The organism is Pseudomonas tremae (genome assembly GCF_023278125.1).
Classification (GTDB): Bacteria; Pseudomonadota; Gammaproteobacteria; order Pseudomonadales; family Pseudomonadaceae; genus Aquipseudomonas; species Aquipseudomonas tremae.
In genome coordinates, this window is sequence record NZ_CP066270.1 from 654349 (window position 1) to 675591 (window position 21243).

Annotated in this window: 18 protein-coding genes; 12 read left to right on the plus strand and 6 right to left on the minus strand. The window is 59.6% G+C overall.

What is annotated here, in order from left to right; all coding sequences use genetic code 11:
• Positions 1 to 15 precede the first annotated feature (15 nt).
• From I9H09_RS02925 to I9H09_RS02950, 6 genes are read left to right on the plus strand one after another with little or no spacing between them, the layout of a single operon-like run.
• The gene (locus I9H09_RS02925; protein ID WP_005895677.1) at positions 16 to 609 is read left to right on the plus strand and encodes a TerD family protein; all 594 of its coding nucleotides are present in this window, start codon (positions 16 to 18) and stop codon (positions 607 to 609) included.
• Positions 606 to 1787 (plus strand): TerD family protein, encoded by a 1182-nt coding sequence (locus I9H09_RS02930; protein ID WP_236502296.1) that lies wholly within the window; start codon positions 606 to 608, stop codon positions 1785 to 1787. Before I9H09_RS02925 ends, I9H09_RS02930 begins: the two co-directional genes overlap by 4 nt.
• A 50-nt stretch (positions 1788 to 1837) precedes the next feature.
• Entirely contained in the window at positions 1838 to 2287 is a 450-nt protein-coding gene (locus tag I9H09_RS02935; protein WP_005895681.1) for a tellurite resistance TerB family protein, read from the plus strand.
• A 25-nt stretch (positions 2288 to 2312) separates the two neighbouring features.
• Complete coding sequence (locus tag I9H09_RS02940; RefSeq protein ID WP_024669660.1) at positions 2313 to 3347, plus strand: TerC/Alx family metal homeostasis membrane protein; 1035 nt, start codon at positions 2313 to 2315, stop codon at positions 3345 to 3347.
• A gap of 27 nt (positions 3348 to 3374) precedes the next feature.
• Positions 3375 to 3950 carry a TerD family protein gene (locus I9H09_RS02945; protein ID WP_236502295.1) on the plus strand — a complete coding sequence of 192 codons (576 nt, stop codon included), beginning with the start codon at positions 3375 to 3377 and terminating at the stop codon, positions 3948 to 3950.
• 37 nt (positions 3951 to 3987) lie between these two features.
• Complete coding sequence (locus I9H09_RS02950) at positions 3988 to 4566, plus strand: TerD family protein (RefSeq protein WP_236502294.1); 579 nt, start codon at positions 3988 to 3990, stop codon at positions 4564 to 4566.
• A 188-nt stretch (positions 4567 to 4754) separates the two neighbouring features.
• Here I9H09_RS02950 and I9H09_RS02955 read toward each other — a convergent pair whose 3' ends face one another.
• The 3 genes from I9H09_RS02955 to nadC are packed head-to-tail and all read right to left on the minus strand — an operon-like array spanning position 4755 to position 8038.
• Positions 4755 to 5987 carry a VWA domain-containing protein gene (locus I9H09_RS02955; protein WP_122325920.1) on the minus strand — a complete coding sequence of 411 codons (1233 nt, stop codon included), beginning with the start codon at positions 5985 to 5987 and terminating at the stop codon, positions 4755 to 4757.
• A gap of 60 nt (positions 5988 to 6047) precedes the next feature.
• Complete coding sequence (locus I9H09_RS02960) at positions 6048 to 7142, minus strand: TIGR00266 family protein (protein ID WP_005895690.1); 1095 nt, start codon at positions 7140 to 7142, stop codon at positions 6048 to 6050.
• A gap of 47 nt (positions 7143 to 7189) precedes the next feature.
• Complete coding sequence (gene nadC, locus I9H09_RS02965) at positions 7190 to 8038, minus strand: carboxylating nicotinate-nucleotide diphosphorylase (protein WP_024669658.1); 849 nt, start codon at positions 8036 to 8038, stop codon at positions 7190 to 7192.
• A gap of 351 nt (positions 8039 to 8389) precedes the next feature.
• On the opposite strand from nadC, the gene I9H09_RS02970 reads away from it, so the two are divergent.
• The 3 genes from I9H09_RS02970 (at position 8390) to ampE (ending at position 12227) form a co-directional block, all read left to right on the plus strand.
• Complete coding sequence (locus tag I9H09_RS02970; protein WP_024690392.1) at positions 8390 to 10645, plus strand: DUF1631 domain-containing protein; 2256 nt, start codon at positions 8390 to 8392, stop codon at positions 10643 to 10645.
• A 181-nt stretch (positions 10646 to 10826) separates the two neighbouring features.
• Entirely contained in the window at positions 10827 to 11375 is a 549-nt protein-coding gene (gene ampD, locus I9H09_RS02975) for a 1,6-anhydro-N-acetylmuramyl-L-alanine amidase AmpD (RefSeq protein WP_236502293.1), read from the plus strand.
• A 15-nt stretch (positions 11376 to 11390) separates the two neighbouring features.
• A complete protein-coding gene (gene ampE, locus I9H09_RS02980) occupies positions 11391 to 12227 on the plus strand; it encodes a regulatory signaling modulator protein AmpE (RefSeq protein WP_005895701.1) in 837 nt (278 codons plus the stop codon).
• A 6-nt stretch (positions 12228 to 12233) separates the two neighbouring features.
• Here the strand turns inward: ampE and I9H09_RS02985 are convergent, their stop codons facing one another.
• Both I9H09_RS02985 and cra read right to left on the minus strand, forming a co-directional pair.
• Positions 12234 to 13034 carry a TatD family hydrolase gene (locus I9H09_RS02985; RefSeq protein WP_005895704.1) on the minus strand — a complete coding sequence of 267 codons (801 nt, stop codon included), beginning with the start codon at positions 13032 to 13034 and terminating at the stop codon, positions 12234 to 12236.
• Positions 13031 to 14026, minus strand: coding sequence for a catabolite repressor/activator (cra, locus tag I9H09_RS02990; RefSeq protein WP_005895707.1), 996 nt, complete (start codon positions 14024 to 14026; stop codon positions 13031 to 13033). Before cra ends, I9H09_RS02985 begins: the two co-directional genes overlap by 4 nt.
• Before the next feature lie 351 nt (positions 14027 to 14377).
• On the opposite strand from cra, the gene ptsP reads away from it, so the two are divergent.
• From ptsP to I9H09_RS03005, 3 genes are read left to right on the plus strand one after another with little or no spacing between them, the layout of a single operon-like run.
• A complete protein-coding gene (gene ptsP / locus I9H09_RS02995) occupies positions 14378 to 17245 on the plus strand; it encodes a phosphoenolpyruvate--protein phosphotransferase (protein ID WP_005895709.1) in 2868 nt (955 codons plus the stop codon).
• Positions 17245 to 18186: a 1-phosphofructokinase gene (gene pfkB, locus I9H09_RS03000; RefSeq protein ID WP_005895712.1), complete on the plus strand. Its 942-nt coding sequence runs from the start codon at positions 17245 to 17247 to the stop codon at positions 18184 to 18186. The genes ptsP and pfkB overlap by 1 nt, the downstream gene beginning before the upstream one ends.
• A 12-nt stretch (positions 18187 to 18198) precedes the next feature.
• Positions 18199 to 19941, plus strand: a complete 1743-nt coding sequence (locus I9H09_RS03005; protein ID WP_122325095.1) for a PTS fructose-like transporter subunit IIB — start codon at positions 18199 to 18201, stop codon at positions 19939 to 19941.
• 21 nt (positions 19942 to 19962) lie between these two features.
• Here I9H09_RS03005 and I9H09_RS03010 read toward each other — a convergent pair whose 3' ends face one another.
• The gene (locus I9H09_RS03010; RefSeq protein WP_122325102.1) at positions 19963 to 21141 is read right to left on the minus strand and encodes an acetyl-CoA C-acetyltransferase; all 1179 of its coding nucleotides are present in this window, start codon (positions 21139 to 21141) and stop codon (positions 19963 to 19965) included.
• Positions 21142 to 21243 lie beyond the last annotated feature (102 nt).

Here is a 21243-nt window from a genome sequence, read left to right on the forward strand (position 1 = left end):
CACATGGAGCGAAAAATGGCACTCACTTTGGCAAAGAACCAGACGATCTCACTCGAGAAAACCGCTGGCACCGGCCTCAAGAAAGTCAGCATGGGCCTTGGATGGGACCCTGAGAAAGCCAGCGGTTTCTTCGGCAAGTTGCTCGGTGGTGGCGGCGGCGATATTGACCTGGACGCTTCCTGCATCATGCTCGACGCTGAGAAGAATCGCGTTGATCTGGTCTGGTTCCGTCAACTGCAGTCGCGTGACGGTGCCATTGTCCACTCGGGTGACAACCGTACCGGCGAAGGCGCGGGCGATGACGAGACCATCAACATCGATCTGGAAAAACTCCCGGCCACCGTCAGCTATCTGGTGTTCACCGTAAACTCGTTCACCGGTCAGAACTTCGAAAAAGTCGCCAATGCCTACTGCCGCATTGTCGACATGGGCAGCCGTAACGAGCTAGGTCGCTTTGATCTGCCCGAGAAAGGTCAGCACACCGGCGTGGTGATGTCTTATCTGTCGCGCACGCCGGCAGGTTGGGATTTCACGGCTGTGGGCAAGGTCACCAATGGTCGTACGGCTGAGGATCTGGTCGATCTGGCCATTGGAGCCATACGCGGATGACCCGACTTGTCCCGGGCGCCAACGCGCCAGTCGCTACCGGTCCATTGACGGTCGAGATCGTTTATTCTCCGCTGGCGGATGCAGACATCGATGTGTCTGCGTTTCTGCTCACTGGTTCCGGCAAGGTGCGCGGCGATCAGGACATGTGTTTCTACGGCCAGAAAAGTGTGAACGGCGGCGCTGTTCAGCAAACCGAAGCGTCAGCGGGTCGTGCCGTGTTCAGCCTTGACCCAAGTCGTCTGGACGCCGTTATCGAGAAGGTAGCCCTGACGGCGACCATCTATGAAAACAAGGCCAGCTTTGACAGCGTGTCGCAGCTGGCGTTGAGTATTACCGGCGGTATCGAGGCCGATATCCCTACCAACGGCATGAAAGAAACCGCACTGATTCTGGGCGAGTTTTATCTGCGCCAGGGTGTCTGGAAATTCCGCTGCGTGGGTCAGGGCTTTGCGGGCGGGCTTGAGCCTTTGGCGAAAAACTTTGGCGTTGAAGTCGCCGCGCCTCAAGATCAACCTGCACCTGCACCTGCACCTGCACCTGTTCCAGCGCCTGCGGCCAAATCGACCGTCAGTCTGAGCAAGATCACCCTGGACAAGACCCGGGCGTCGATCAGTCTGGAAAAATCCAGCGCCGGTTTCGGCGAGATTCGCGTCAATCTGAACTGGAACCGCCGCAACCACAGCAAAGGCGGCGGCTTCTTCTCGATGAAGAAGAGCAATGCCATTGACCTTGATGTAGGCTGCCTCTTCGAATTGCAGGATGGTTCAAAAGGCGCTGTTCAGGCATTGGGCAACTCGTTCGGATCGCTCAATACCGAGCCTTTCATCAAATTGATGGGTGATGACCGTACCGGCTCGATCAGCGACGGTGAGTGGCTGCACATCAACGGCGCTCACTGGAGCAAGATTCGTAGAATTCTGGTGTACGCATTCATTTATGAAGGCGCGCCGAACTGGAAAGAGACAGACGGAGTTGTCACCATTCATGCGCCTGGCCAGCCCCCGATCGAGGTTCGTCTCAACGAAGAGGGTGGTCGTCAGGGCATGTGTGCAATCGCTTTGCTGGAAAACGACAACGGTGCTGTCAAAGTGACCCGCCGTGTCGACTTCCACAATGGCCACAGCAACATGGACAAGGCCTACGGCTGGGGCATGCGCTGGGCCGCTGGCTCGAAGTAACAACACCGCAGAATTTCTGGGCTGGCTGTGCCGCCTCATGGGAGATAGACATGCTGGACTGGTTGAAAACAAACGCAACAGCGGCCCGCGACAAGCTGGCAACTGAAGTTTCGAAGTTCAAGAATCGTGAATTCATGGACGCTGTGGTTTCCGGTTGTGCGTTGGTATCTGCTGCAGACGGCGATATCAGCTCCAGTGAAAAACAGAAAATGGCCGGCTTCATTCAGAACTCTCAGGAACTGAAAGTCTTTGACATGAAAGACGTCATTCAGGGTTTTCAGGAAGCCTGCTCCAAGTTTGAATTCGATTATGAAATTGGCCGTGCCGAAGCGCTGAAAACCATCGGCAAGATCAAGAAGAAAGAAGACGCCTCCCGTCTGTTGGTGCGTGTCTGCTGTGCAATCGGTGGCGCAGATGGCAGCTTCGATGAGAAAGAGCGGGAAGTCTGCCGCACGATCTGCCGTGAGCTTGGCCTGAACCCGACCGATTTCGACCTGTAATTTTTACCCTAAGGAACGCAGTTAAATGGAAAGCACCTCTCTAGGCTTCCCTCCACTCACGATGGCGGTTTTCGTCGGTCTGGCCATTACGGCCATGGCTATCGACATGTTTTCCCACCGCGGGAACAAACCGATCACCCTCGCGCAAGCTTCGGCGTGGTCGATTTTCTGGGTCGCCATTTCGCTGGCTTTCGCCGGTTTCCTCTATGTGCAGCACGGCTCTGAAGTCGCCACGCTGTTCGTGACCGGTTATGCGCTGGAAAAAGTGCTGAGCGTCGACAACCTGTTCGTATTCATGGCTTTGTTCTCCTGGTTCAAGATCCCGGATGGCCTGCGCCACCGCGTACTGTACTGGGGCATCATCGGTGCCATCGTTTTCCGCGGCATCTTCGTCGCTATCGGCACTGGCCTGCTGGCTCTCGGGCCGTGGGTCGAAGTGGTGTTCGCGGTCATCGTGGCCTGGACAGCCGTCATGATGCTCAGAGCAGGTGATGACGACGACGAAGAAGTCGACTACTCGCAACACATGGCTTATCGCTTCGCCAAGAAACTGTTCCCGGTATGGCCAAAGCTGCACGGCAGCAACTTCTTCGTCCGCCGTTCGGTGCTGGAAGAAGAAGTCAAAAAGCCTGAAAACTCTGGCATCACCCTGGCGGCCAAAGGCGCGCTGTTTGCGACCCCGTTGTTCCTGTGTCTGGTTGTGGCGGAGATATCCGACGTGCTGTTTGCGTTTGACTCCGTGCCTGCAATCATCGCAGTGAGCCGCGAGCCGCTGATCGTGTTCTCGGCGATGCTGTTCGCAATTCTCGGTCTGCGTACGCTGTACTTCGTGCTTGAAGCCCTCAAGCGCTACCTTGTGCATCTGGAGAAGGCGGTTATTGCCTTGCTGTTCTTCATCGCCGTCAAGCTGGGCCTGAACGCAACCAACCACTTGTTCCATCACGGTTACGAGATCAGTGCCAACGCCAGTCTGTTGGTTGTAGTTGTGGTGTTGATCATCGGTATCGTGGCTAGCCTGCTCTTCCCGGGTAAAGAAGAACCCGCTGAAGAAAAAGCGTAAACACTGGATAGAGGAGATAAACGCATCATGGCTTTGACTCTGCAAAAAGGTGGCAACCTTTCGCTGTCGAAAACCGACCCTACCCAGACCAATGTCCTCATCGGTCTGGGCTGGGATCCGCGAGCCACTGACGGCCAGGAGTTTGACCTGGACGCCAGCGCATTCCTGCTGGGCGCCAATGGCAAGGTCCGTAGTGAAGCTGACTTCATTTTCTACAACCAGCTCAAAAGCGCCGATGGCTCTGTAGAGCACACCGGCGACAACCGCACGGGTGCTGGCGATGGCGACGATGAAGTGCTCAAGGTCGATTTGACCCGAGTACCTGCTGATGTCGACAAGGTAGTGTTTGTCGTGACCATTCACGATGCCGACAGCCGCAAGCAGAACTTCGGTCAGGTGGGGGGCTCGTTCATCCGTGTCCTGAACGAAAAGTCCGGCTCCGAAGTTGTTCGTTATGACTTGGCAGAAGACGCGTCAACCGAAACTGCGATGGTGTTTGCCGAGCTGTATCGCAACGCTGGCGAGTGGAAGTTTCGCGCTGTAGGCCAGGGTTACGCCGGCGGCTTGAAGGCTGTCGCCAACTCTTTCGGCATGAATTTCTGATTCTCGCCCTACCAACTTTCCAGAAAGGATTACGAACATGGCAGTAAGTCTGAGTAAAGGCGGCAACGTTTCCCTCTCCAAGGAAGCACCTGGTCTGACGGAAATCACCGTAGGTTTGGGCTGGGATCCTCGCGTGACCGATGGCACCGAGTTCGATCTGGACGCGTCTATCTTCATCGTTGGCGAAAATGGCAAAGTGCTGGATGACAACAGCTTCATTTTCTACAACAACAAGAAATCGACTGACGGTTCGGTTGAGCACCTGGGCGACAATCGTTCGGGCGCTGGCGAAGGCGACGATGAGTCGGTTACCGTCAAGCTCACCGGTCTGGCCGCTGCGGTCAAGAAGCTGGTTTTCGCAGTTACCATTCACTCGGCTGAAGAGCGCAAGCAAAGCTTTGGTCAGGTTTCGAACGCTTACATTCGCGTTGTGAACAAGGCTGACGGCAAGGAAATCGCTCGTTACGACCTGTCGGAAGATGCGTCCACCGAAACTGCGATGATCTTCGGCGAGCTGTACCGCACCGGCGAAGAGTTCAAGTTCAAGGCCATCGGCCAAGGCTTTGCAGGCGGCCTGAAGCCGTTGGCAGAAGCACACGGCGTATCGATCGGCTAAACCCGAGCAACGCCCGATAAGAAACCCCGTCAGCAATGGCGGGGTTTTTTTATTGGGCTACCTGGCTATCTTTCCAGGAATGCAGTTCACGACGCTCCGCGTCGCAAGAGGACGCAGAGCGCCCAGAAAGGCATGCCAACGCAGAGCATTGGCACGATGGTCACGAAACGTTGCGCACGCTCAATGCTCTACAAAATCCCGGCAGTCTTGGCCGCTTTCAGCCAATCCGGAAACTCTTCCATCAGCAGGTCGTAGAGTTTCTCTTCCGGGATTTCATCCAGACGGTCCAGTGCGAAAAAATTGCAGTTGTCGACAACGCGACCGCCCATGTCGTCGAGCTTTTCCAGAATCCCGTAACCGCGACCGCCCATCCCCACGAACTGCCAGAAGATCGGCAACTTCGCAGCTTCGATCATCAGCCTGGTTATTTCGCGATCCTGATGCACGCCGCCGTCGCTGATGAACAGGATATAGATCGGCGTTTTGTCACCCGACTTTTTGTAGTAGTCGATGACCATGCGCATCGCCTTCGGCTCATCATTGATACGTGCGCCCAGTTCCCAGTCTTTCCAGCCGCCATGATCGGTCTTGATGAAGTCCTGAAAGTTGGCCAGCGTGACCGCATTCAATTGCTGCGGTTTTGCACCAAACGCCCAGCAATCCAGCGCACCGTCGTCGTCGAAATGCACGGCGAGGGGGATGAGTCGATCAACCACTTCCTGTACGTGGCCGCGAGTGTATTGCGGGTTCATCGAACCCGATGCATCCAGCACCAGGCCCACGCGAGCCTTGGTGTCGGTCAGTTTGGCTTTCTCCAGGCTGACCTGAGCCTTTTTCGCCAGGCTGATCAGCTGCGGCGCGGCGTCGGCAATTTTCTTTTCCAGCGAAATGCGAGCGGGCGCCGGTGGCGGCGTATCTGCCACCTCACCACCAAAATGCACCACCAGCGCATCCAGCCCGGCGTTGTAGCCCTGCAGGTTGGAAGCAAAACGCCACTCGCCATTCTTGCGGTAGATGTCAGCGACCATGATGGCTTTTTCGGCGCTGAAGGTTGCGCCCGAAAACTCGCCACGGGCCACTTCGCGGCCCTGATGCTGAATACTGAAGTGACTTGCCTGGATATCACTCATCACGCCCGCGCCATCAATGGAGGCCGTGAACACCAAGCGATCAATGGACGCTGGCAGGCTGACAAGCGATAGCTGGAAGTCCCCGCCGTTCACCTGTCTCACGCCGTTACACGGGCTGGTCGGCTGATTGAAGAAAATCATGTAGCGGTCGTCCGACAGCTTGCCATTGGCATCGACACCGAAACAGACGTAATCCACCACATGGGTGGACTTGATGACGATCGACAGCGTGAGGTCAGAGCCCTGAATAAGTGTGGAAAGCGGGATGCGTTGACCTTGGGTAATCTGCATGTCTCTTCCTTGGCAGTGAGGCAGGCGCGCGGCCTGTGGTCGAGTAACTAAGTCAGGAGATCAGCGTTCGCTTCTGCCCACGCCAGCGGGGCCCGCTGCCAGCATGCGGCCAGCCAGTCGTGAGAAGGGCAGGCTTTGCAGCCATACGGTGCCTGGGCCGGTAAGCCTGGCGAAAAATACGCCCTCGCCGCCGAACAGCATTGATTTGATACCTCCGCCGACCATGCGGATATCGTAGTCGACCGTCTGGGTCATGGCCGCCAGACAGCCGGTATCGACGTCCAGAGCTTCACCGGCAGCCAGCTCGATCTTGCGCACCGTGCCGCCCATGTGAACGAACACCCAGCCGTCACCCTCAAGCTTCTGCAGGATGAAACCTTCACCGCCAAACAGACCGGTAAGAATCTTCTTCTGAAACTGGATGCCGATGGACACGCCCTTCGCGCCAGCCAGAAAACTGTCTTTCTGACAGATCAACTTGCCGCCGAAGTCGCGCAGGTTGAGAGGCAGAATGGTGCCGGGGTAGGGCGCAGCGAAAGCGACGCGTCCCTTGCCCGAGCCTTGCTGGGAAAATACCGTGGTGAACAGGCTTTCACCGGTCAGCATGCGTTTCCCGGCGCCGAATAAAGAGCCCAGCAGGCCTGAGGACTGATTGCTGCCGTCACCGAAGATGGTTTCCATCTGCACGTCGCAGGTTTTGTACATCATCGCGCCAGCTTCGGCGACAGCACTTTCACCGGGGTCTAGCTCCAATTCGACGAACTGGGTCTCCGATCCGTACAACTTGAAATCCACGCCGTCGGTAGCCTGCGCCAGACCAAAGCCGCCCGATGTGTTCGGGTCCGGCGTGAACGAGGGACGCCTGCTCGGGGACGAGGACGAGGGTGGGGACGGGTTGGCGGTGGGCACCGGATTGGCGTGTGCGGGCAGGCCGGAGGGTTTCGGCTGGATCATTTCCGGCGTTGGTGCCGGAAACGGCGTCACGCCGTCCTTCTTCATGGCACGCACTTGAGGGACCTGATAAATCGGTTGCCAGTCAGGCATGCCCTGCTGCCAGCACCAGGCGCCGGGTGATTCACGTGCGATCAGGCGCGCGGCGTCGGCATCCATCGGGCCAAGTTGCTTGCCCGCATTCATCACAAACCACTGTTCCAAAGCGTCTTCTCCCGAGTGAATCGTGATAGTCGTCGTGGGCGTTGCCGTCAGAGACTCAAGCGCATGGAAAGGTCCACGGCCTTCACATCCTTGGTCATGGCCCCGATGGAAATGTAGTCCACGCCGGTCTCGGCAATTACCCGCAGAGTGTCGTCGTTGATACCGCCGCTGGCTTCCAGGCTGGCACGGCCAGCAGTCAGGCGCACAGCCTCGCGCATGTCAGCCAGGCTCAACTCGTCCAGCATGATGATATCGGCCCCGGCATCCAGCGCATGCTGGAGTTCGCTCAGGCTTTCCACTTCTATTTCTACCGGTTTGCCTGGGGCGATCCGGTGCGCTGCCTCCACTGCCTGGGCAATGCCGCCACAGGCCGCGATATGGTTTTCCTTGATCAGAAACGCGTCATACAGACCAATGCGGTGGTTGTGGCAGCCGCCGCAGGTGACGGCGTATTTCTGCGCCAGACGCAAGCCCGGCAGTGTCTTGCGGGTGTCCAGCAGTTTGACCTGAGTGCCCTCCACAAGATCGGCGAAGTGTTGCGCGCGGGTGGCAACGCCCGACAGCATTTGCAGAAAATTGAGGGCACTGCGCTCGCCGGTCAGCAGCGAGCGGGCAGGGCCTTCAAGGTGAAAAAGGGCCTGGTTCGGGTTGACCCGATCGCCATCGATCACTTGCCAGTGCACAGCCACCCGAGGGTCCAGCTGGCGGAAAACGGCATCCACCCAGGCTGTACCGGCGATAACCGCTGCATCGCGCGAGATGATCGTGGCTTTGGCCAACCGTTCTGCGGGAATCAATTGCGCGGTGATATCGCCGCTGCCGACATCCTCAAGCAATGCGCGACGCACATTGGCTTCGATCTCGGCGGTCAGGTCGGCAATTCGTACATTCGGCATAGCGGGCTCCACTTCAAGGTCGTCCGAGTATAAGGCAGTGCAACTGTCTAACCCACCGGGCATATCGCATGGCCGCGCATTCGGAACATGCAGTTGGTCGGTTAGGCAAATTCGTTTGCGATGGAACGCGAAAGTCGCGGTCTATCGCTGCACGTAAATGCCGTGTCGCCTGCATTCGACAGGACGTGAAAAAGTCTTACTGGCGTTATTGGCAAGTTTTGAAACATAATCCGCCTTGTAATTGACGTCATAGGTTTGACTCTCCGCAAGGTCGAGGGAGTCTTTTTACAAGGCGAGGTCTGCAAGCCGCGTTTGTGAAGGGATTCAGGTAATTTCCTGTCAGGGGGTGTAATGCCGAACGACGAAAAAGTAGTGCCGTTGAGCAAATTGCTCCCTGCCCAAGGTGCAAGTGCGCCTTTGGCCCGGCTGCCCGTTGTGTTGTTGCAGGTTCGCGACCGTGCGGCCCAGCAGCTCAAGGATGGCCTGCAGGCGCTGTTTGATAACGCCGACGACACACTGTTCGAGATGGCAGACCGCGCCCGCAACAACTCCGAACAAAACCTTTTTTTTGAAGCCATGCGCGACTTGCGCCTCAAGCGCAAAAGCATCGAGCGCGGTTTTCTCGACAAATTCTACGAGTCCTTTCTGGCCCTGGGTCAGTACCAGATTCACGAGCCTGTGCTGCCTGCTGCCGTGTCGTTCGACAAACTGGCGCTGGTGCATAACGATGAGCTGGAGAAGACCGTAGCCGTCGATGCCATGGTCGCCAAGGTCATGAGCCGTGACAGCCTCGCGCTGGGGCAACTGACCGCGCGCCTGAATGTGTTGGTCCCGCAGGCCATTGCCGAAGACAGCAACCCGTTGGGGCCGGCGATGCTGTGCCGCTTCTTTCTCGAGGGCGGGCGCAGTCTGGGCGTCGAGATCAAGGTCAAGCTGATCATCCTCAAGCTGTTCGAGAAATACGTCCTTTCCAACACTGACCACTTGTACAGCGAAGCTAATCAGCTACTGATTGCCACGGGCGTCCTGCCGGACATGAAGTCATTGCCGGCGCGCCGCGCATCTGACCGTGCAACGCCTGGGCACCGTGCAGCCGAGCTGTCCGATCCGGTATTGAACCAGGCGGCCGACAAGCTCGACAAAGGTGTGCAGGAAGTCTTTTCGGCGTTGCAGGAGTTGCTTCTGCACGTTCGTGGCAATCTTGCTCCGCGCCACGAGCCCAACGCCGAAGTGCGTCCGATCTCCAGCAAGGATTTGCTGCGGCTGCTCTCGCACCTGCAGCAATACGTGCCCTCCCAAGAGGCCGACGACGAGTTCGATCTGCGTAATCAACTGGAGCAACTGCTGACCCGGGTCAACGTCAAGACTGGCAAGTCCCGAGTGGTCGGTGTCGGCGATGAGGACGTGATCAACCTGATCGCCATGCTCTTTGAGTTCATTCTCGACGATCGAAACCTGACTCCGTCCTTGCGCGCCCTGATCGGGCGTCTGCAGATTCCGATGCTCAAGGTGGCGGTGCTCGACAAGAGTTTCTTCAGTCGCGGCAGCCATCCTGCCCGCCGCCTGCTCAATGAAATTGCCACCGCGGCGTTGGGTTGGGGCGGTCGCGACGACTATCAGCGGGACTCGCTTTACCAGCGGGTAGAGCAGATCGTGCAGCGCCTGCTGAATGATTTCGTCGATGACCCGGCTATTTTCTCCGAACTGCTGGCCGACTTCCTGGCCTTCACCAGTGACGAACGCCGTCGCAGCGAACTGCTTGAGCAGCGTACCCGCGACGCCGAGGAAGGCCGCGCACGCGCCGAGCTTGCCCGGCATCAGGTGCAGCACGAGTTGAATGAACGGCTGTTGGGCAAGACGTTGCCTGAAGCCGTCGTGCGCCTGCTGCAGGAGGCCTGGAGCAAGGTGTTGCTGTTGACCTGTCTGAAGCACGGCAATGAGTCTGCCGAGTGGCAAGCCGGGCTGAAGACGATGGATGAGTTGATCTGGAGCGTCGAGCAACATGACGACCCGCAGGCCTTGCAGCAGTTGCTTGAGCTGGTGCCGGGGCTGCTCAAGTCGCTGCGTGACGGATTGACCAGTGCTGCATTCGATCCGTTCGCTACCAGCGAGTTCTTCAGCCAGCTCGAGTCGTTGCACGTTCAGGCTTTTCAGCATTTCTCGCGCTTGCAGGACGGCACAGCTGATTCTGCACAGGGCGACACGCTGGCGTCGGATGCTGACGTCGCTGGCGGGCCATCGATGATGGCCGTTGTTGAAGAAATCGTCCTGATTTCTCCCGAAGAACAGATGCTCAACGAGCCGGTCGTGCAGTTGCCTGACGACGACGCCGGCCTGCAAATGGTCGATAAGCTGCGGGTTGGGGGCTGGGTTGAAATTCAGGAAGACGAAGAACACAAGCTGCGCTGCAAGCTGACCGCCATTGTCGAGCCGAGCGGTCGCTATGTGTTCGTCAATCGCACGGGCATGAAGGTTCTGGAGAAGACGCGTTTGGGCCTTGCCGTTGAGTTTCGCCGCGGTGCCATTCGCATTCTGGACGACGCCTTGCTGTTTGACCGCGCGTTGGAATCAGTGATCAGCAACCTGCGAAAACTCAAGGGCGCGTGATCCCGGCCCCGGTTTACCGGGGGCATGCGAGGCGTGGCGCGCAGTTTCTTGTGCTCCGCGTCGTAACGTCGAGGTGTCAAACAGGCATTTCCTACGTCGCGAGTCCGTGCCTGAACCGCCACATCGGCCCCTGTCACAGGCATAATCAGCGCTACTTACTACCCCTGCTCAAGGAGCGCTCATGCAACTGGACTCCGCAAGCGGTTGGTGTGACGGCGTGCAGCATTGCCCGTCGCCCAACTTTAATGCGCGACCCGAAGGCGACATCTCGTTGCTGGTTATCCATAACATCAGCCTGCCGCCCGCACAGTTCAAGACCGGCAAGGTGCAGGCCTTCTTTCAGAACCAGCTGGATGCCACCGAGCATCCCTACTTTTCGGGGATTGCCGATCTGCGCGTTTCGGCGCATTTTCTGATTGAACGTGATGGCGAGGTCATTCAGTTCGTCTGTTGTCTTGATCGCGCATGGCATGCCGGTGTTTCCTGTTTCGAGGGCCGTGAGGGGTGTAACGACTTCTCCATCGGCATCGAGCTTGAGGGCACTGACGAGCAGCCGTTCACTGATGCGCAATACGAAGCCCTGATAGCCCTGACGCGTCAGCTGCGCCAGGCTTTCGTGGCAATTACGCCCGAGCGTATCTGTGGTCATAGCGACATAGCGCCCGGACGCAAGACAGATCCCGGGCCCTGTTTCGATTGGGGCCGGTTTCAAGCGGCTTTGCTGGATTGAGGTAAGGGAGGAACAATGAGTTTTCTGGTGCTATTGCTGGCAGTTCTTGTCGAAAAGTTTTCCGCCCTGCGCCAGCGTGTGCAGCGCGACGGACCGTGGCTCAGCGAGCTGGCGAAGCTCGAGGCGGGCCAGCGAACAGCGTCCCGTCCCTGGCTGATGCTGGCGTTGCTGGTACTGGTGCCGGTGTTGCTGCTGCATCTTGTTCTGACCATCGTGGGCTCGGTTGCCTATGGCTGGCTGGTGTTACCTATCCATTTGCTGGTGCTGATCTACAGCCTGGGCCGGGTCGATCTGATTGCCGTGCTTGGTCCGTTTCGTGACGCCTGCCGACGTGGCGATGCACAGGCAGCGGTGCATGTGGCCGAGCGCGACATGGGCGTGCAGGCCGACGACAGCGAACAATTGCTGCATGGCGTGCAGGGTTACATGCTCTGGCAGGCGTTTCAGAGCTTCTTCGCAGTAATCTTCTGGTATTTCGTGCTTGGGCCGGTCGCCGCGCTGGCTTACCGTTTGCTGGCGCTTGCAGCCGAAAATGGCCGGACTCCCGAGCTGGTCGAGCGGGCAGGGCAACTGCGCCATGCATTCGAATGGGTGCCGGTCAGGCTGCTGGCTGCCAGCTTTGCGCTGGTGGGCAATTTCGTTGCGGTAAGCCGGGTGATGCTGCACGAGCTGCTCAACTGGAACATCAGCGCTGCCCAGCTCATTACGCGTGTCGGGTGCGCCGCCAGTGAGGTTCCGCCTCCGGTCATCGGGCCTGAAGGCGTTACCAGCCTCGACATGCTCTGGGAGCTGCTGGTTCGCTCGGCAATCGTCTGGTACGCAGGGTTTGCACTGTGGACCTTGCTGCTCTGATTCGGCTCAGTCACCGGCCTGTCGAGGCCAGTCAAAAAGCGCGCAGGCGTTCTCTGTAGTCGCCTCGGCGAGGCGCTGCGGGCTGATGTTCATCAACGCCGCGAGTGCCTGGCAAATGTCGGGCAAGTGTTGCGGGCTGTTGCGCTGGTTGGGATACATGGCGGGCGCCATGTCCGGTGAGTCGGTTTCCAGTACCACGCTGTCCAGCGGCAGGTCGGCGATGACGCGGTGCATACGCAGCGCCTGCGGCCATGTTGCCGCCCCGCCAAGACCCAGCTTAAACCCCAGTTTTATGTATTCACGAGCCTCTTCCCTGCTGCCCGCAAAGGCATGGACGATACCGCCGCGCTTGAGCCTGTAACGTTTCAGGGTGGCGATCACGTCGGCATGGCTGCGGCGCACGTGCAGCAATGCGGGCAAGTTGAAGTCCGATGCCAGCCCGAGCTGTGCTTCGAAAATTGCCTGCTGACGCACTTTGTCCGGGTTTTTGACATAGTAATCCAGCCCGATCTCGCCCACCGCGCACAGCTGCGGATGGCCCTTCAGGCGGGTCAGCCATTCGCCCAGCTCGATCAGGTGTCCGCTGCGGTGCTCATCGATATACACCGGGTGCAGCCCGAAGGCCGCGTACAGCGCCGGACGCGATTCGGTCAATGCCCACAGGCGCTGCCAGTTACGCTGATAGACCCCAAGCACCACCATGCGCTGCACGCCGAGTGAGCTGCAGTGCTCCAGTACCTGATTTCGGTCGTCATCGAAGTCCGAAAAATCCAGGTGGGTATGGGTGTCGATCAGCGTCATGTTCATGGCGCGTGGATACGCTGCTTGAAGGCACGCGCGATCGCATGGACGCCTGGCTGGTAGTCATCCTTCTCGATGGCTGCCAAGGCCAGCTGCAGGGCCTTGTCGGCGATCAGCTGGTGTTGCTGAGCCATCGCATTGACCGGTAGCGGCAGAAAATCGAGCAGTTGCGTGTCACCGAAGGTACCAAGGTGCAATGAAGTCGATTGCAGCGCCTGGCTTTGCAGCACATCGAACACGCCTTGCAGCAATACATAAGAGGTGGTGATCAGCGCATCGGGGAAATGCCCTTGCCGTTGCAGCATTTCGGTCATCAGGCGCTGGCCACACTGGCGGCTGAAGGCCTCTGCATGTTCGATGATCCTGGCGCCGGAAAACCCTTCGAGGGCGTCTTCGAAGCCGGCAGCACGTGCCCGGCTGATACTTAGTTCAGGACGTGCGCTGATCAAGGCAATGTGCTTTGGGTGGGTCTGTAGCAGGCTGCGGGTCAGTTGCAGGCTGGCATCGTGGTCGTCGCTGACTACCGAGCAGAAAAACTCCGGGTTCATTTCCCGGTCGATGGCGATGATAGGCGTGCCCTTGATCTGCAGGGCACGATAGCTTTCGTCGCTGGCGGGCAGGCAACTGGCGACCAGCAGTGCGTCGCAGCGTCGCGCTCTGAATAACTGCAACAGCTGCAGTTCGCTGGCGGGATCATCATCGGAACTGGCTATCAGCAATTGATAGCCCAGGCTGCGTGCGCCTTGCTCGAGCAGCTTGGCAATGCGTGCATAGCTGGGGTTTTCCAGATCCGGCAGGATGAAGCCCAGGGTTTTGCTGTGTCGACTGCGCAGCCCCGCGGCTTGCGGATTAGGCCGGAAATCATGTTGCTCGACGACGGCTTTCACACGCTCGACCGTTGCGGGGCTGATACGTTGTTGTTCGGCTTTGCCATTGATCACGTAACTGGCGGTCGTGACAGAAACACCTGCCAGACGTGCAATATCGCTTAGTTTCACCCCGGAATTCCTTCAGTCAGGCAAGCGGTTCAGAACATTGGAATTATTTTTGCTGTGATACTGATCTTTACACCAGACCGTGGGAAATTCCCAACTGCTTCAAGTATTTTGGGACTTGTCCTACAGGATCGAGCCGGCCGGGCTTCAATGAACCCGCAGAATCGAGTAACGTGCCGGGCAATTATAGATTAAACGATTCAGCATGCCCGTTGTCTGCTGCAATCGAGGTGAAAAGGATGTCCGATAGGATAGTTGATCGGTGTCACTATCATCCCCCTAAGCTGTCGGTCCTATGATCGTCATTAAAACAAGAATCAGGTGGCGCCTTGGCGCTGCACAGGAGTCAAGGCAATGCTCGAACTCACTCTGGAGCAAATATCCATGGCCCAGTCGGCTGTGGATAAAACTGCCGCACTTAAGCTGATTGCCGACCACCTGGTCGCTGATGGCCTGGTCGCCGAGGGCTACCTTACCGGTCTGATGAACCGTGAGCAGCAAGGCTCGACCTTTCTCGGCCAGGGCATCGCCATCCCGCATGGCACTCCCGAAACCCGCGACCTGGTGGCCACCACCGGCGTGCGCCTGATGCAGTTCCCCGAAGGGGTGGATTGGGGCGACGGGCAGATGGTCTATCTGGCAATAGGTATTGCCGCCAAGTCCGACGAGCACTTGCGTTTGCTGCAGTTGCTGACCCGCGCGCTGGGTGAAGAAGACCTGGGCCAGGCACTGCGTGAAGCGCAGACCCCGGAAGACTTGCTCAAGCTGTTGCAGGGCGCGCCTCAGGAACTGGCGCTCGACGCGCAGATGATCAGTCTGGGCGTATCGGCCGACGATTTTGAAGAACTGGTCTGGCGCGGCGCACGGCTGTTGCGCAAGGCCGACTGCGTGAGCAACGGTTTTGCTGCCGTGCTGCAACAGGTCGAGGCGCTGTCGCTGGGTGATGGCCTGTGGTGGTTGCACAGCGAACAGACCGTCAAGCGTCCCGGTCTCGCCTTTGTGACCCCGGACAAGCCTATCCGTTATCTCGGCCAGCCGCTGACCGGTCTGTTCTGTCTTGCCAGCCTCGGCGAGGCACACCAGGCTTTGCTTGAGCGGCTTTGTCTGCTGCTGATCGAAGGTCGTGGCCACGAGCTGGGCCATGCCACCAATAGCCGCGTGGTGCTGGAAGCGCTGGGCGGCGAGTTGCCTGCCGAGTGGCCGACCCGACAGGTTCAACTGGCGAACGCTCACGGCCTGCATGCCCGCCCTGCGAAGATTCTGGCGCAACTGGCCAAGGAGTTCGACGGCGAAATCCGTATGCGCGTGCTGGAAACCGGCGAAGCCGCCGTGTCTGCCAAGAGCCTGAGCAAGCTGCTCAGCCTCGGAGCGCGCCGCGGTCAGACGCTGGAGTTCATTGCCGAGCCAAGTATTGCTGACGATGCCTTACCCGCATTGATTGAGGCGGTGGAGCAGGGGCTTGGCGAAGAAGTCGAGCCTTTGCCTGCCGTTTCCGCACCGCAGGCTGCGCCAGCACCCGCTGCTGCCGCCAAACCCTTGAACGCACCCGCTGCCGGCAGTGTGTTGCAAGCTGTACCGGCATCGCCGGGTATTGCCATTGGCCCGGCGCATGTTCAAGTACTGCAGACGTTCGATTATCCCCCGCAGGGCGAATCGGTTGCTGCCGAACGTGAGCGCCTGCACAAAGCGATTGGCGAAGTTCGCAGCGACATCGAAAACCTGATTCAGCGCAGCAAGTCCAAGGCCATTCGTGAAATCTTCATCACCCACCAGGAGATGCTTGAGGACCCGGAACTGACCAGCGAAGTCGAGCAGCGTCTGAACAACGACGAAAGTGCAGCCGCTGCGTGGGCCACTGTGATCGAAACTGCCGCCGTCCAGCAGGAACAATTGCAGGACGCCCTGCTGGCCGAGCGCGCGGCCGACCTGCGAGACGTAGGCCGGCGCGTGCTGGCGCAGATCTGTGGCGTTGAAACCGTTGCCGCTCCTGACGAACCCTACATCCTGGTGATGGACGAAGTCGGCCCGTCCGACGTTGCCCGTCTGGACCCGGCGCAGGTAGCCGGCATTCTTACCGCTCGCGGCGGTGCCACTGCGCACAGCGCCATTGTCGCGCGTGCGCTTGGTATCCCTGCGCTGGTCGGTGCCGGTGATGAAGTGCTGCTGCTCAAGCCAGGCACTGTGCTGCTACTCGACAGTCAGCGTGGACGCCTGACGGTGGCGCCTGACGAAGCCACCTTGCAGCGCGCCGTTGCGGATCGCGATGCCCGCGAAGTGCGCCTCAAGGCCGCTGCGCAGGCGCGCATGGAGCCCGCAGTGACACGTGATGGCCACGCCGTCGAAGTGTTCGCCAACATTGGCGACAGCACTGGCACGCCAGCCGCAGTAGAGCAGGGCGCCGAAGGTGTCGGCCTGCTGCGTACCGAATTGCTGTTCATGGCCCACTCTCAGGCGCCTGACGAGGCAACCCAAGAAGCCGAATATCGCCGCGTTCTGACCGATCTTGGCGGTCGCCCGCTGGTGGTGCGCACGCTGGACGTCGGCGGTGACAAGCCATTGCCTTACTGGCCTATCGCCAAGGAAGAGAATCCGTTCCTCGGCGTGCGCGGCATTCGCCTGACTCTGCAACGCCCGGACGTGATGGAAAGCCAGCTGCGCGCGCTGTTGCGTTCGGCAGAAAGCGGCCCTTTGCGCATCATGTTCCCGATGATCGGCACCCTTGAAGAATGGCGTCAGGCGCGGGACATGACCGAGCGACTGCGCAAGGAAATCCCCGTCAGCGACCTGCAACTGGGGATCATGATCGAAGTGCCTTCAGCCGCGCTGATTGCACCGGTCCTGGCCAAGGAAGTGGATTTCTTCAGCATCGGCACCAATGACCTGACGCAATACACGCTGGCGATCGACCGCGGCCACCCGACCCTGTCGGCCCAAGCAGACGGGTTGCACCCTTCGGTGCTGCAACTGATCGACATGACCGTCCGCGCCGCACATGCCAATGGCAAGTGGGTGGGCGTGTGTGGCGAACTGGCTGCCGACCCTGTGGCCGTTCCGGTGCTGGTAGGGCTGGGCGTGGATGAATTAAGTGTGTCGGCGCGCAGCATCGGCGAGGTCAAGGCCTGTGTACGTGAACTGACCCTGAGCACTGCTCGGCAACTGGCGCAAAATGCGCTGACGGCGGGCAGCGCCGCCGAAGTCCGCGCGCTTGTGGAGGCTTTGTAATGGCGAAGATTCTTACCCTGACCATGAACCCGGCGCTGGACCTGACTGTGCAGTTGGGACAACTGGAGCTGGGCCAGGTCAACCGCAGCAACGCAATGCTCACCCACGCAGCGGGCAAGGGACTCAATGTGGCGCAGGTGCTGGCCGACCTTGGCCATGACCTGACCGTTGCGGGTTTTCTGGGCATCGACAATCAGCAGTCGTTCGAAGCGTTGTTCGAGCGCCGCAACTTTGTCGACGAGTTCGTCCGTGTGCCGGGGGAAACCCGCAGCAACATCAAGCTGGCCGAGGGCAGTGGCCGCATCACCGACCTGAATGGCCCGGGTCCGCAGGTCAGCGAAGAGGCGCAGCAGGCTCTGTTTGCGCGAGTCCAGCAGATCGCAGCAGGTTTCGACGTGGTGGTGGTTGCCGGCAGTCTGCCGCGCGGTGTCACGCCGGAGTGGCTGCAGAAGTTGCTGCTGATGCTCAAGGGCCTTGGTCTCAAGGTGGCGCTGGACACCAGCGGGCTGGCCTTGCGAGCCGGCCTGGAGGCAGGCCCCTGGCTGATCAAACCCAATACCGAGGAGCTGGCCGATGCGCTCGACGCGCCGATCATCTCCATCGCCGCTCAGGCCGAGGCTGCTGCGCGTCTGCACGCTCAGGGCATCGAGCATGTGGTGATCTCCCAAGGTTCCGAAGGGGTGCACTGGTTCAGTCCGAACCTGGCACTGCATTCATTGCCGCCCAAGGTCACAGTGGCCAGTACCGTAGGTGCTGGCGACTCGCTGCTGGCGGGCATGGTGCATGGCCTTATCGGCGGCCATGATCCGCAAAAGACGCTGCGCACCGCCACGGCGATTGCCGCGATGGCCGTGACTCAGATCGGTTTCGGCATCACCGATGCCGCACAACTCAAACGGCTTGAAGGCGGCGTCACTGTACGCAGCCTTTCAGAACAATAAGAGAGGATCGTCATGAAGTTAGCCATAGTTACGGCCTGCCCGAACGGCAAGGTCAGCAGCGTACTCAGCGCACGGTTACTCGAAGCGGCGGCATTGCGTCAGGGCTGGGAAACCAGTGTAGAAATCATCGACCCCAACAAGGCAGAGCGTCAGCTTTCCGCACAGGATATCGAAGCCGCCGATCTGGTGCTGGTGGTCAACACCGGGCCGGTAGATTTGAGCCGGTTCGTCGGTAAGCGGCTGTTTCAGGATTCACCGTCTCATGCCTTGCAGGACGTTGATGGCTTTCTGCAGCGTGCCGCGCAGGACGCGCAGGTTCATGTCGCCTCGCAAACTGCAGCCCCCGAAGCCGCAGGCGCCACGGGTGCAAAACCGCGCATTGTCGCGATCACTGCCTGCCCGACCGGCGTTGCGCACACGTTCATGGCCGCCGAGGCCATTCAGCAGGCGGCCAAGCGTCTGGACTACGACCTGCAGGTCGAAACCCAAGGCTCGGTCGGCGCACGCAATCCGCTCAGCCCTCAGGCCATTGCCGACGCTGATGTGGTGCTGCTGGCTGCCGATATCGAGGTCAACACCGACCGCTTTGCAGGCAAAAAAATCTACCGCTGCGGCACTGGCATTGCGCTGAAACAGTCCGACGCGACGCTGAAAAAAGCCTTGGCGGAAGGTCAGGTGGAATCCGCTTCGTCCAATGCCGCCTCGCCTGCCAGGCAAGAGAAGGCGGGCGTCTACAAGCACTTGCTGACCGGTGTGTCGTTCATGTTGCCGATGGTGGTGGCAGGTGGTCTGCTGATCGCCCTGTCGTTCGTCTTCGGCATCAATGCGTTCAAGGAACAGGGCACGCTGGCTGCCGCCTTGATGCAGATCGGCGGGGAAGCGGCGTTCAAACTGATGGTGCCATTGCTGGCCGGTTACATCGCCTATTCGATTGCTGATCGTCCGGGTCTGGCGCCGGGGATGATCGGAGGTTTGCTGGCGAGTACGCTGGGTGCGGGCTTCATCGGCGGTATCATCGCCGGTTTTCTCGCTGGCTACAGTGCTGCCGCGATCAATCGCTATGCACGTCTGCCTGTCAGCGTCGAAGCGCTCAAGCCGATCCTCATCATCCCGTTGCTGTCGAGCCTGTTCACCGGTCTGGTGATGATTTACGTGGTCGGCAAGCCGGTCGCGGGCATGCTCGAGGCGCTGACCCACTTCCTCGACAGCATGGGCACTACCAATGCGATCCTGCTGGGCGTGGTGCTTGGCGCGATGATGTGCGTCGACCTCGGCGGTCCGATCAACAAGGCGTCCTACGCGTTCTCCGTCGGCCTGCTGGCCTCACAGAGCTACGCACCGATGGCCACAGCGATGGCCGCCGGTATGGTGCCGCCAATCGGTATGGGCATCGCGACCCTTCTGGCTCGTCGCAAGTTCGCTCAAAGCGAGCGAGAGGCCGGCAAGGCCGCGTTCGTGCTGGGGCTGTGCTTCATTTCCGAAGGTGCCATTCCGTTCGCTGCCAAAGACCCGCTTCGAGTCATTCCCGCCAGTGTCGTGGGCGGTGCGCTGACTGGCGCGTTGTCGATGTACTTCGGCTGCAAACTGATGGCGCCGCACGGTGGTCTGTTCGTGATGCTGATCCCCAACGCGATCAATCATGCGCTGTTGTACCTGCTGGCGATTGTGGTCGGCAGTGTGGTCACAGGCGTGATTTATGCGCTGATCAAACGGCCGGAAGCTGCAGAGCTGGACGTGGCGCCTGCCAGCGCCTGACCCTGCAGAGTACGAATGCCCTCAGCGCGCCAGTGCGAGGGCTACACCCTGGCCGCCACCGATGCACAGCGTGGCCAGGCCCTTCTTTGCATCACGCCTGATCATCTCGTGCAGCAGCGTCACCAACACGCGGCAGCCCGATGCACCGATCGGGTGGCCGATGGCAATGGCGCCGCCATTGACGTTGAGCTTTTGCGGGTCAAGCCCCAGTTCCTTGCCTACCGACAGCGCCTGTGCAGCGAAGGCTTCGTTGGCTTCTATCAGGTCCAGCTCGTCCAGTGACCAGCCAGCCTTGTCCAGGCAGCGACGGGTGGCGCTCACGGGGCCTATGCCCATGATGGCCGGGTCAACGCCTGCATTGGCGTAGGCTGCGACATGCGCCAGCACCGGCAGGCCCAGTTGTTCGGCTTTGCTGGCGCTCATCAGCATTACGGCGGCCGCACCGTCGTTGAGCGACGAGGCGTTACCGGCGGTGACAGTGCCATCCTTCTTGAAAGCAGGTTTGAGTTTGCCCAGCGTTTCGGCTGTCGTTCCGGCACGGGGCTGCTCGTCTGTGGCGAAGGAAACGGGGTCGCCCTTGCGCTGCGGAATCAGGATCGGGGTGATTTCGCTGGCAAAGCGTCCGGCTTCGATGGCAGCGATCGCTTTCTGTTGGGAGAGCGCGGCAAAAGCGTCTTGCTCCTCGCGGCTGATGTCGTATTTTTGCGCCAGGTTTTCAGCGGTGACGCCCATGTGGTAATCGTTGAATGCGTCCCACAGGCCATCGCTGATCATGGTGTCGACCAGTTGAGCATGGCCCATGCGCAGACCGGTTCGCGCGCCGGGCATGACGTAGTTGGACAGGCTCATGTTCTCCTGGCCACCGGCGATGATGATGTCAGCGTCGCCGCAACGAATGGCCTGAGCGGCCAGATGCAGGGCCTTGAGGCCTGAGCCGCACACCTTGTTGAGGGTCATGGACGGGACCGAGAAGGGCAGGCCCGCTTTGATGGCCGCCTGTCGTGCCGGGTTTTGACCCGCTCCGGCGGTGAGCACCTGGCCCATGATGACCTCATCAATGTGCGTGCCGTCCACGCCGGTCTGGGCCAAGAGCTGGCGTATGACAGCAGCGCCCAGATCGACCGCTGGAATGGTCGCCAGTGAGCCCTGGAAGCTGCCCACGGCGGTGCGGGTGGCAGCGACGATAACGACGTCATGCATGGTGCTGATCCTCATTGTTATTGAGGGCTCATGGTGGCACAGATGGGGAGACAGGTTCCAATCGCGAACCCCTCGGTCATATTTTGCAGCGTCTTTGCAACT